The sequence below is a fragment of the Chryseobacterium sp. C-71 genome (assembly GCF_020911865.1).
Taxonomy (GTDB): Bacteria; Bacteroidota; Bacteroidia; order Flavobacteriales; family Weeksellaceae; genus Chryseobacterium.
Genome location: NZ_CP087131.1, coordinates 2849612 through 2862499, shown reverse-complemented (window position 1 = coordinate 2862499; position 12888 = coordinate 2849612). Strand labels below are relative to the sequence as shown.

Annotated in this window: 8 protein-coding genes and 1 riboswitch; of the genes, 1 reads left to right on the top strand and 7 read right to left on the bottom strand. The window is 35.5% G+C overall.

Annotation, left to right across the window (positions count from 1 at the left end; translation table 11 throughout):
• Nucleotides 1-11: 11 nt before the first annotated feature.
• Together LNP04_RS13090 and LNP04_RS13085 are read right to left on the bottom strand one after the other, a co-directional pair.
• On the bottom strand, nucleotides 12-1505 hold the full coding sequence (locus LNP04_RS13090; RefSeq protein ID WP_229983404.1) for a RagB/SusD family nutrient uptake outer membrane protein: 1494 nt from the start codon (nucleotides 1503-1505) through the stop codon (nucleotides 12-14).
• A gap of 127 nt (nucleotides 1506-1632) precedes the next feature.
• Entirely contained in the window at nucleotides 1633-4542 is a 2910-nt protein-coding gene (locus LNP04_RS13085) for a TonB-dependent receptor (protein ID WP_229983403.1), read from the bottom strand.
• 83 nt (nucleotides 4543-4625) lie between these two features.
• Nucleotides 4626-4722, bottom strand: a riboswitch (SAM riboswitch).
• A gap of 241 nt (nucleotides 4723-4963) precedes the next feature.
• Here LNP04_RS13085 and LNP04_RS13080 point away from each other — a divergent pair.
• A complete protein-coding gene (locus tag LNP04_RS13080; protein ID WP_229983402.1) occupies nucleotides 4964-5371 on the top strand; it encodes a type II 3-dehydroquinate dehydratase in 408 nt (135 codons plus the stop codon).
• Nucleotides 5372-5935: 564 nt separating this feature from the next.
• On the opposite strand, the gene pckA is transcribed toward LNP04_RS13080, so the two are convergent.
• The 5 genes from pckA to bshC form a co-directional block, all read right to left on the bottom strand.
• Nucleotides 5936-7552 (bottom strand): phosphoenolpyruvate carboxykinase (ATP), encoded by a 1617-nt coding sequence (gene pckA / locus LNP04_RS13075; RefSeq protein WP_229983401.1) that lies wholly within the window; start codon nucleotides 7550-7552, stop codon nucleotides 5936-5938.
• 129 nt (nucleotides 7553-7681) lie between these two features.
• Nucleotides 7682-8584: a GYDIA family GHMP kinase gene (locus tag LNP04_RS13070; protein ID WP_229983400.1), complete on the bottom strand. Its 903-nt coding sequence runs from the start codon at nucleotides 8582-8584 to the stop codon at nucleotides 7682-7684.
• 12 nt (nucleotides 8585-8596) lie between these two features.
• Complete coding sequence (gene fabD, locus LNP04_RS13065) at nucleotides 8597-9472, bottom strand: ACP S-malonyltransferase (protein WP_229983399.1); 876 nt, start codon at nucleotides 9470-9472, stop codon at nucleotides 8597-8599.
• Nucleotides 9473-9532: 60 nt separating this feature from the next.
• On the bottom strand, nucleotides 9533-11254 hold the full coding sequence (locus tag LNP04_RS13060) for a LysM peptidoglycan-binding domain-containing protein (protein ID WP_229983398.1): 1722 nt from the start codon (nucleotides 11252-11254) through the stop codon (nucleotides 9533-9535).
• Nucleotides 11255-11291: 37 nt separating this feature from the next.
• Nucleotides 11292-12878 carry a bacillithiol biosynthesis cysteine-adding enzyme BshC gene (gene bshC / locus LNP04_RS13055; RefSeq protein WP_229983397.1) on the bottom strand — a complete coding sequence of 529 codons (1587 nt, stop codon included), beginning with the start codon at nucleotides 12876-12878 and terminating at the stop codon, nucleotides 11292-11294.
• Nucleotides 12879-12888 lie beyond the last annotated feature (10 nt).

The following is a 12888-nucleotide window of genomic DNA, read 5'->3' as shown; positions in this document are numbered from 1 at the left end:
TAAAATCAAAACTATAAATTTGGGTTGTTCTCTATTTCCTTTTGCGGAATTGAAAACAAATAATATCTGCTGTTGGGTGCAAAAGCCGACTGATCAGGAAAAGCAAATATAGAATGTCCTCTTCCATTAACGGTCTTCACAGTACCATTAGGAGTTGTTATCTGCACCTGAATCGGTTGTCCGCTTGTATTGACATAAGCTTTTCTTTCTACTTTGCCCTGTGTTCTGATGATGTCTGAGAGAGAGAAACCTTCTCCGAACAGCTCTTTTCTTCTTTCAATTAAAACTTCTTTTATCACATCATTTTGTGCAAGAGAACCAATATAAACATTGGCATTTCTAGCTGTTTTTAATTGGTTTAAAACTGTAATAGCATTTGCAACATTTCCGCTTCTGGCTTCAGCTTCAGCTTCAATTAAATACATTTCAGCTGCTCTCATGAAAACTATATCAGCAATTAAATTAGCTTTAAACTTAAATTTAGCATATCTCAAAAGTCCTTCTCTTCCTGGTAATCCGTCCCATGAGAACAGAGAATAGCGGATATCATTGGTATCAAATAAATCTTTAAAATAAGGATCAGCCATAAAACTGTAGTAATAACTTCCTGAAGATGACACATCCAAAAAGTGGAAGGCGTAGCTTTCACCCGACTGTTCCTGAGTTTGTGCATGTCCCCATATCCATTCTCCATTGGTGATATCGTTGAAACCTTCTTTATATTTTTCGGCATTCATTAAAGGAAATCCTGTTCTAGCAATTTTTGCAGAAGCGATGGCATTGGTCCATTCTCCGGTATTTAAATAAACTCTTGCTAACAATCCATTGACTACAAAACGGTCGATTTTATCTTTATTGTTTCTGGAATAATTTTGAAGCAACTGATCAGCATCCGTCAAATCACTTTTAATTAAAGTATAAATTTCTTCAAGGCTTGCTTTTTTCTTCCCGACAGAATTGGTAGTTGCCGGTTCGGTATAAATCGGAGCGGTCGGAGCATTTTTGTCTTTCAAATAACTGAACTGATAAAAGCTGGCAAGATTTAAATAACAGAAAGCACGTAGTGCTTTTGCCTGACCTTTCACTTGATTTTTCTTTTCTTGAGTTCCTTCTGCAATATCAATTCTGGCAATCACATTGTTCATATTGTTGATCACAGAATATAAAGATGTCCAGATATAAAGCGATCTACCTCCAGTATTATTCACCAAATCAGTAAATGCATAAGCAGATGGAAACCCATATTTGTTAGTCAAAACTGCAACATCACTTCCCATGGCATCGCTGGTTCTTAAAACGGTTGAATATCCGATGTTAGCGTAGGTTGAACCGTCATCATTAAATTTTGCCCAAGTTCCGTTGATCACCGTTTCTGCACTTTCTGCAGTTTTGAAAATTTCAGCTTCATCTGCCTGATTGGTTGGCGCAGTTTCAAGATCCTGTTCACAGCTGATCAATGATATTGAGGCAATTAAAGCAAAATATATGTATTTTAATTTTTTCATATGTAGGATTTTATTGTTTTTTAAAGGTCATCCCGAATGGTCGGGACAGGTTATGGAATCGTGTCATCTTCATCAGTTTTTGTGTTTCCAAATCATGGCGATTTCATTGTTTAAATTTTAAAAAGGATTAAAGCGTAGCCTGCAGTCCAAAAGTTACCGTTCTCATTGCAGGATATCTATAATAGGTTGTTCCATCTAGGGTCTGCTCAGGATCCATTCCTTTATGTTTGTAGAATGTTAAAAGATTTTCTGCCTGCACGTAGACTCTCAGTTTTTTCAATCCAATTCTTTCAAAATAATTTGACGGAAGTGTGTATCCCAGACTCACATTTTTAATTCTTGCATACGTTCCAGAGTATAAAAATCTCGACGAAGCTGACGTCCAGTTATTGGTCGTTGTACTTAATGCCGGAACGTCGGTATTGGTGTTTTCGGGAGTCCATCGATTTAACATTTCAGAGCTCCATGCTCTTCCGGCAGCACTTCCGTTGTGCATTAACATCATATAATCGGTATCCAGAATTTTACCACCTAAACTGAAAGTCAGCAATCCTGAAAAATCAAAATCTTTATATCTGATGCTCGTGGTAAGGCCTCCCATTACTTTCGGCAAAGAAGAACCCTGCAAAGTTTTTGTGGCTTTTGCATATTCAGAAGTTGTTCCTTCTACTGTATTTCCGTTGGCATCGGTAGTAATTGTTTTCCAAAGTGGGTTTCCGTTGCTCGGGTCAACTCCCATCCATTCAGGAATAAAGAAATCGTAAATAGAACCTCCAACCTGCAGAAGTTTTGTTCCGCTGACGATGGAGCCTTTCGGAAGCTTGGTGATTTTATTATTTAAAGTAGTCAGATTGACGTCAACATCCCACTGGAAATTATCATTTTTAACGGGTGTTGTCAATAGAGAAAATTCAAAACCTGCATTTTTCAATTCTCCGATATTTGCCTGATATCCGCTAAAACCAACCGAAGGGGCCAAAGGCATATCAAACAAAAGATCCTGACTCTGACGCTGAAAATATTCTACATTTCCTTTGATTCTGTTTTTCAGAATGGCAAACTCCAAACCTACATTCAGATTGAGATTGGTTTCCCATTTCAGATCCGGAGTCGGAAGTCTGCTTGCCACCGTACCGCCTTCACCTAAATTGTTATAAAATGTGTACAAACTTTGGTACGCATAGTAAGTGCTCAATTTGTCATTTCCCTGTCCTCCATAACTTGCACGAAGGGTCAACTGATCGAATATATTTAAATCTTTAATGAAATCTTCATTCGAAGCCCTCCAGGATCCACCGATTGACCAGAACGTTCCCCATCTGTTTTCGGGAGAAAATCTTGAAGAACCATCTGCTCTTACCGATCCGGAAACAAAATATTTATTTTTAAAATCATATTCCGCTTTTCCTAAGAAACTTAACAAGCCTAATTTATCACTGTTTCCACTGAAACCACCTAACAAAGCTGCCGCATCCGGCTCATAATAATAGGGAAGTGAAAACTGGCTTCTGCTTCCGGAGATGGTCTGAAATTCATAATGGTAAAATTCCTGACCCGCCAAAAGATTAAAGTGATGCTTGTTAAGTTTTTTATCATAAGTCAGAATATTACTCGTCGTATACGACAAAGTTCTGGAGTTTGTTTTGGTCACAGAACCCCCGATTTCACTTCCCTCACCTAGTAAAGGATTTGAATAAAAGTGACCGTTGTAATTCACCAAATCAACAGAAAAGCTGGATTTAAATTTCAATTCTGGTAAGAAAGTAAAGTCAAGAAATCCTTTTCCTGAAAAGTTATCTTCTCTGTTTTCATTTTTATCTAAAGGCAAAGTGGCTGCCGCATTCTGGTTCTGCAAAGCACTCGTCGGACGGTATTTTCCAAAGTCGTAAATGTAATTTCCATTGCCATCTAATCTGTGGCTTCCATCTGCATTTCTTTCGTAATAAGGATAAAACGAAGGAATGACTCTTGCCGCATTAATGATATTATCCGTTCTGGAATCTGACGAAGGCGGCGCTTCCTGAAGACTGTTGGTATAACTTAAATTAGCTCCGACATTCAACCATTTTTTGACTTCAGAATTGATTTTCAGTCTTGTGCTGTATTTTGTAAACCCTGACCCAATGGCAATTCCTTTATCGTCAAGATAACCTAAAGAGAAATAATAATTGCTTTTTTCGCTGCCCCCGCTGAAATCCAGATCAACCTGACTTCTTGCAGCCACTCTTTGAAGAATATCTCTCCAGTCATCGTTCCATAAAGCACTGGCTCCTGACAAAAGCTTCCCGTCAGTTCCGACTGGTTTTGCAAAACTGGAACCGTAAGGATTGATTCCTAACGAAGACACCAGATTATCACTTGCCATCTGCGCCGCCTGCTGTGAAGAAACCTGACTCGATTTGTACCCATTTCTCAAAGCTTCCCAATAAAGCTGAAAATACTGATCAGTATTCACCTGCTCATAATCTTTAACCGCTCTGCTAGAAAATCCCTGACTGATATTAAAGTTGATCTTTGCCTCACCTTTTTTACCGGATTTTGTTGTGACAATAATCACTCCGTTAGCTGCTCTAGATCCGTATAATGAACTTGCTGTAGCATCTTTCAAAACACTTATGGATTCAATATCATTCGGACTTATCGAATTAATGTTTCCGTCAAAAGGAATTCCGTCAACCACAAACAAAGGATTGCTGGAAGCACTCACCGAACCAATTCCACGAATACGTATAGAGGCCGTAGCACCAGGCTGTCCCGAAGAACTTACCGACTGAAGCCCCGGAACCTGACCTTCCAAAGCTTTGGTAATATTCGTTACCGGTCTGTTATTTATTTTTTCACTTGAAATTGTAGATACAGAACCTGTGTAACTTGTTTTTTTCGCTTTTCCGTAAGCGACTACTACGACTTCATCTATTTCCTGTTCGCGAAGTGTATCTTTTTTTGTTTCCTGCCCGTTTACATTGATTATTCCTAAGAAAAACACAGCCACAGGAGGAATCCAAATTTTAGAATTAATTAAATTTTTGTTAATCATAATCCATTTCATTTATCTATTATTAAAAAATAACCCTTTACAGAAAAGACAGCAAAGGGCATCGATAAATACGATTAACCAATTGCTTATTTTTCCTTTAAAGGCTGAATGTAACACCTTGCAAAGAGCAGGTTGTTAAGATTTCACAGGGTCAGTTCCCTCCGTCTTTCTTTATAAGCCAATCGAAATATGAATGTAAATCTAAAAACAATTAGTCTACAAAACAAGTAGACTTTGTGATTTCAGATTATTATTTAATGAAAATTAACTTAAAAAATTCTTAAAAAACACTAAAATAGGAAGTTATAAAAATTATCAAATTCTTAAATATGATAAAAATCATTAAAAATAATTCAAATGGCTAAATTGGATTTTATCACAAAATAATAAACTTATTGAAAAAAGTTTTTAAATTTATCTTATGAAAGTTTTAATTATCAACGGCCCGAATCTGAATCTTTTAGGCACAAGAGAACCTGAAATCTATGGAAACATTTCCATGGAAGATTATTTAGAAAAATTAAAGTCTGAGTTCACTTCACACGAGTTGCATTATTATCAGTCGAACATTGAAGGTGAACTGATTAACAGATTTCAGGAAGATGATTTTGATGCGGTTGTTATCAATCCCGGAGCTTTCACGCATTATTCTTATGCGATTGCGGATTGTTTAAAAAATATTCAGAAACCGAAAGTGGAAGTGCACATCAGCAATATTTACAAAAGAGAAGAATTTAGGCAGAAATCTGTGACTGCAGCTTGTACTGATGCTGTTTTGTCAGGTTTTGGGATGGAGGGCTATCGATTGGCGATATTGAGCTTGAAATAGATTTTCTATTCAATTTATTAAATATGAATATGTTGAGGAAAAATCCTATTAAATTTATTTGGATTTCAGTAATTATTCTCGGAATTATTACACCATTCATAGATTACTTTGTCGCTTTTCAAATGTTCTTTTTATTAATTCCTTTCGGAATAATATTATTAGTTTCCTTATTACTTTTCATTATCAATTTTATTAGATATAAGAAAAAAACATTCAAACTAAGATCAACAAAAATATTTTTACTATTGCCCGTTTTTTTATTTATGCAGTTGTTTTCAACTTATATTGTAGATAAAACTCAAAGATTACGATCAGAACAAATTATTAATAAATTAGAGAATAGTAAAAACATTTATCCAAATTCATTAAATACAACATTTGGTATACAATATAGTAAAAACAGAGATTCAAACAATTTTGAAATTGAATACAAAAGAGGATTTTTTGTACGAGAAGTTTATTCAAGCGAACATAAGAGTTGGCAGAGCTACGGCTGGAATGATTGAATTTTAGAATTTAAACTAATAAAAAAGCCTCATCAATCAATGAGGCTCTTCACTATTTCTAAATGGTCTGTTCCTGCAATTGAGGACCAGAGGCAATCAGCTTCTTGGCTTCATCATTACCGCAGTACTGATCGAAGTTCTTAATATATTTTGCAGCAAGATCTTTTGCTTTTTCTTCCCATTCTGCAACGTCATTATATGTATCTCTCGGATCTAAAATTCCTTCAGAAACATTTGGTAATGAAGTTGGAATTTCTAAATTCATCACTGGAATTGTAGTTTTCTCAGCATTTTCGATTGAGCCGTCGATGATAGCATCAATGATTGCTCTTGTATCTTTTAAAGAGATTCTTTTTCCTGTACCGTTCCAACCTGTGTTCACTAAATAAGCTTTTGCACCGTGCTCTTTCATTTTACCAATCAATGTTTTAGAATACATCGTTGGATGCAATGTTAAGAATGCTTCACCAAATGCAGGAGAGAAAGATGGTTCAGGTTCTGTAATTCCTCTTTCAGTTCCGGCTAATTTTGAAGTATAACCACAAAGGAAATGATATTGAGCCTGATTTTCATCTAAAATAGAAACCGGAGGCAAAACTCCAAACGCATCTGCAGAAAGATAAACAATCTTACTTGCATGACCTGCTTTTGAAGGTAAAACAATTTTATTAATATGATAAATAGGATAAGAAACTCTCGTATTTTCTGTGATTGAACCGTCTTTGTAGTCAGCGATTCCGTCATTAACCACTACATTTTCTAAAAGCGCATCTCTTTTAATCGCTCTGAAAATATCAGGTTCTTTTTCTGCTGACAAATCAATCACTTTAGCATAACAACCGCCTTCATAGTTGAAAACTCCGTTGTTATCCCAACCGTGCTCGTCGTCACCAATTAAATATCTTTTAGGATCTGCAGACAAAGTCGTTTTTCCTGTTCCCGAAAGCCCGAAGAATAACGCTACATCTCCTTCTTCACCAACGTTAGCAGAACAGTGCATCGATGCCATACCTTTCAATGGAAGGTAATAATTCATCATCGCAAACATTCCTTTTTTCATTTCTCCACCATACCAAGTTCCTCCGATAATCTGAAGTTTTTCAGTAAGATTGAACATTACAAAGTTTTCAGAATTCAATTCCTGCTCTTCCCAATTTGGGTTGGTAGTTTTTGAACCATTAATTACAGTGAAATCCGGTTCTCCATAGTTTTCTAAATCGTAATGAGATGGACGGATGAACATATTTGTAACGAAATGCGCCTGCCAAGCAACTTCAACGATAAATCTTACTTTTAGTCTTGTATCTTCATTAGTACCGCAAAATGTATCGACAACATAGATTTTTTTGGCACCAGAAAGTTGATTTAAAACTAAATCTTTACAAGATTCGAAAATTTCGGGCGTTGTAGGAAGGTTTACTTTACCGTCCCAGAAAATAGTATCTTTCGTAACGTCGTCCTGAACAATGTATCTATCCTTCGGCGAGCGGCCAGTGAAAATCCCTGTCTGTACAGATACCGCACCAGATTCTGTAAGCTCAGCTTTTTCAAACCCCTGATTTTCAGGCGCCATTTCCGCTTGATATAACTCTTCGTACGAAGGATTATAAGTTAATTCATACTCTCCTTTAATCCCTAATTTTTGTAAATCCTGGATGATTTTAGCGTTTTTCATTTTACTTATATTTTCTTTTTGCTTTTTGTTCGTTTAACAATTCATATTAACGAATTGTTAAACTTCGATAAATATAAACATATAAGCGAAAATGGCAAATAAAAAACAAACCTTTTAATTAGCTCATTATCAAACTATTAAATCATCCCATTCAAAAACAGTAGTAAAACCTTTTCCCCAAAAATAGTCTTCATAGCCCTCAAATTTTGCGCTCATCACAAAATCACCGCCCCAAGCGCCTAAACTTTTGACAAATTTTACACAATCTGCAAAAAAAATTGATTTAACTGTCGGTATTTCAATAAAATCAGAAATACGCTGTTCATGCAACACCATTAAGTCAGAAAAATTATCTAATTCATCACACAATAAAATATTTCTTGTGAGATTAGAAAATTCATCGACTAAATTTTGAGACTTTATTTTAGACTTATAAAGATTAATTCCTTCCCGACTATCCTGCTTTTGATTTAAGTGAATGAAAATCAGCTCATTCTTAAATTTCGGATTAAAATCTACCTTTTCAAAATGTATTTGAGGTTTGTTTTGATACAATACTGCAGACTTCGCTTTTGCTACCGCAATATCATATCCGCTTCCACCTAAACTTATAGAATTAAGATGAAAAGGATCAATCTCAGACCATTCTGCAAGATTGTTCATTAAGGTAGAACTGCTTCCTAAACCATAATCGGCCGGAAACTGAAGGTTAGTTTTTAAATAATATGAATCTGTGCTTTTTAATTTAATTTCAGAAAGACTCTGAACGTTTTTGAGAGTTTTAAGAATAAACTCTGCGCTTGAAGTAATATTGGTCTCAAGAATCTGCCAATTTTTATAATCGATGACCGCTTTTAACCATAATTTGTTTTGATGATAGGCTTCCCAGAAAATAAGATATTTTCCGTCTTGCTTTTCTTCAAAAAAAAACTCTTGTCCTAGCTTGGTGGGTACCGCTAAGACAAGAGCTCCGTCTACAGCGAAATATTCTGAAGTCAGCATCAGCTTTCCCGGTGAATAAATCTCGCCCATTTTTTATTTAAATTAAATTGCGGAAGCCGATGTAACTTCGCTGTCAATTTTTTTAATTAATCCTTGTAAAGTCTTTCCAGGTCCTACTTCAATAAAATTGGTAGCACCATCTTTGATCATATTTTGTACAGACTGCGTCCATTTTACAGGACCTGTTAACTGAGCAATAAGATTTGCTTTAATCTGATCAGGATCTGTCACGGCAGTCGTGGTAATATTCTGATAAACCGGAATTGTAGCTTTTCTGAATTTGGTGTTTTCAATTGCCGCTGCCAATCTCTCTTGTGCAGGTTGCATCAATGGTGAATGGAAAGCTCCGTTTACCGGCAACAATAACGCTCTTTTTGCTCCTGCTTCTTTTAATTTAGCGCAAGCTTCTTCTACTGCAACTGTTTCTCCAGAAATTACCAATTGTCCGGGACAATTATAATTTGCGGGAACTACAATCCCATCTATACTTGCGCATATTTCTTCCACTTTAGCATCATCTAAGCCTAGAATCGCTGCCATAGAACTTGGATTAACATCACAAGCTGCCTGCATCGCTTTTGCTCTTTCAGAAACCAGTTTCAAACCGTCATCGAAAGATAAAACTCCGTTCGCAACCAATGCTGAAAATTCTCCTAAAGAGTGTCCTGCAACCATTTCGGCTCCAAGACCGTTTACTGCTTTTAACGCAGCAACCGAATGAATAAAGATTGAAGGTTGGGTAACCTCCGTTTTTTTCAGATCCTCATCTGCTCCACCAAACATAATGGATAAGATGTCGAATCCTAAAATTTCATTAGCAGATTCCATTAGGTCTTTAATGTCTTTACGGGAATCGTATAACTCTTTTCCCATCCCTACAAACTGTGAACCCTGCCCAGGAAATACAAGTGCTTTCATTTATTGATTTAAAAAATTTAATACAAATATATACTTTTAAAAGTAGATTTTTTTTGACTCTTAAGGTGTAAGTGTTATAACACGGAACCCGGTATTGACGTAAGCACCGTTGGCTTTAGACTTTACAAATTCAAACTTTGTTGCAAGTTGCGTCTGAACTTTATTCATCTGCTTGAAAATCTCACCTTTTTTGTTCTCTCTTGCCAACATATCATTGACGACATCAAAACCAATCACTGCATATTTACCAGGAGTTTTGCAATATTTAGCTTTATAAGCCGCTAATATTTCTTTTTCAAAACTGCCTTCTGCATTTATTTTTCTATCCATTAAGTAAACTAAACTCGCCTGGCTCAATTCATCAACCTTTTTCTCAAAGCTTGGAACAGAATATAAACTGAACGCTTTCATGCCCTGAACTTCTTTAGAAAGAGCAATCATTCGGCTGGAGAAAGCTTCACCCACTGTATCATTATCACTTGCCAAAATTGCAATCACCGGTGCAGATTGACCCGTCATCATGTTTTGATCTAACTGAATTTCTGATGCAGAATTCACTAGAGTAACATTTGCATTTTTTAATACTTTCTCAAGATTTGCTTTGATGTAATTGGCATTATCTTTCTTAGCATCTGCCACTACATATATTTTCTGATCTGAGTATACCGTTTTCACTTCCTCAACGATCTTATCAGCGTATGCCTGATCGTTGGTCTCTACAATAATTAAATTGCTGTAGTTATATAATTCCGGAGAGTTGGCAAATGGCGCAACCACAGGTATTTTCTGAGTTTTTGTAAAATCTAAAAGATCAATTACATTCGATTTGAAGAATGGACCGATAATTAAATCTGTATTATTTGGATTAATCTGTGTAAGAGAACTTTTAAATGAAGCTTCGTTTCCAGAATCCACAATTTTGATATCCAGTTTCTGACCGTTCGCTGCGTTTCTCTCAATCGCCAATTTTGCTCCGGTAAGGAAGTCTAAGGCCATTGCGCGGTACTGTGTTTCGTTGGTACTGTACCCAAATGGCAACATCAAAACCACGCTCAACGCATCACCGTTTTTCTTAATGTACGCTGCGTCAAGTTTCTTTATTTTAAGAATCATGCCGGCTTTTAAACCTTTTGACAAATCTGGATTTAAGGCAACCAACTCGTCAATCGTCACTCCGAATTTATTGACGATAGAGAAAACTGTATCTCCCTGCTCAACGGTATACGTCGCATACTCGTCCTGATTAGAAGAAGACTGTATAGAAGAAGATCTCTCGTTTCCTGAATCTATTTTGGTTTTGCTATTGCCTGGCGACACCGTTTCTGCTGGTGCAACGACAGGTTTCGCTGTTGCCACTACGGCTTCACTTCCACCATACTTCTTGATGCTTTCAAGAGGCAGAGTAATCTCATCCCCAATTTTCGTGTGCGAATCTAAGTCAGGATTTAATTTTCGTAAATCTGTCTCAGAAATTCTGTACTGTTTTGTAATACCGTAAATCGTCTGTTTTGGCTGAAGAATAATTCTTCCGGTTTTTGCAGAACTAGACGCCGTTGTGTTTTTTACAACTGTAGCATTTCCAGCCTTTACATTAAGAACATCACCAATTGAAAACTTTCCGTCTTTAATTTTTGGATTCAGTTTCTCTAATTCAGCAATGGTAATGCCATATTTTTTTGAAACATTATAAGGATTATCACCTTTTATAACCGTGTGTGTTTTCTGTGCAGATAAGCTCAGAAACATACATAAACCAGATAGTAAAAAAAACCTCTTAATCATTTTCAATATTATAATGTACAAAAATACTTCTTTAAAATTAAATGGCAACAATTATTAGTTTTGATTGTTCCACTTCCATTTCTTCAACAATCGTTTCTAACCATTCGTAGCCATAATCGGCGAAAAACACAGAGAAATTAAAGATTCTCTCCTGCCAGGTTTTTGCCGGATGAACATCTAAAAATAAAGTTTCTAAACGTTCTAACAGCTCATTTTGTTTTATTTTTTCGGCGTGAAGCAATCGTTTTTTCAATCTTTCAAAAGACTTTAACTGACGTACTTCTTCGGCTTTCACCATATTTCCAAAAGATTTTTCGGTTGTTTCTGCTAACGATTTTAGTTCAGCAAAATTGTTTATAATTAAATTTTCCTGCGATTCTAAAGATTCCAAAACAGAATTATTATCTAAAATTTTGGAATTGGTAATTTTGGTAAAATTCTGGAAAAAATCTTCAATTTTCAAATCCAGCTTTTCGATTTTACCTAAAGTTTTCTCTTTGATAAACAACATAGAATTCCTCGGAATCAAAATCGGAAAAGGAATATTAATCTTGCTAAAATAATCTTTCAGCTCCAGCCAATACATGATTTCGGCATTACCACCAATGTATGCCAAATTAGGCAATACCTTCTCTTGATACACCGGACGCATCAAAGCATTCGGGCTAAATTTTTCAGGAAAGTTTTCTAGTTCATCTAAGATTTCTTCCTTCGTAAATTTTCTATCAGTATCAACAATAAAATAATTTTCACCGTCAAAATCTATTCTGTCCCTCGTGTCAGAAAGATAAAATAAATTAATCTCTCTCGGATTGACCTGAACTTTTCCGTATTTATCGGTTAGGAAATCTACTTTTTCTTTTGAAGATTTATTTAAACTGAAATTAATTAATTCGTCTTTAAAAATATCTTTCACCTGATTTTTCAGTTCTTTAGAATCTCCGTCAAGAATCAATAGCCCGAAATCTGAAAATAATCTGTTGACTAAAGTTCTAATTGCTTCCGTCAAGGTATTTCCGACTTTATAAGCTTCTTTCAGCATTAAAATCAATTCGGTTCCGAAAATAGAATCTTTAAATTCTTTCTCAAATTCAGAAATAAAAAATGTATCGTTTATCTTGATTCTTCCAACAGCACCGCCGGATTTCTCATTGATTTCGTAATAATTATTTTCCGTTTTAAAATGATTGATTTCGGCAAAATCATGATCTTCAGAAGCCATCCAATACACTGGAACAAAATTATTATCTGGAAACTTTTCCTTAAGATTTGTACACGTTTTGATCGTCTGAAAAATTTTATAAACAAAAAATGCGGGACCTGAGAAAAGATTCAGCTGATGTCCTGTTGTAATTGTAAACGTATTGATTGATTTTAAACTTTCAACATTTTCTTTCTGTTTTGCGGAAAGCTGAAGATTTGAAAGCTGATCTGTGAACGCTTTTGAAATAATTTCTCTTTGAGCTTGTTCGAAAGAGTTTTGTTTTAAATGAATCTGCTGCGCAAAATTTTCAATTGAAAAAGTTGCGTTTTCAAAGCCCTCAATCTGATGATTCAAAAAATCTTTTATCAGCTGAGGAATGCTTTCTATATCGTTGAATGAAATTTTATTGACTGTTTTCAACTTGTTTAAA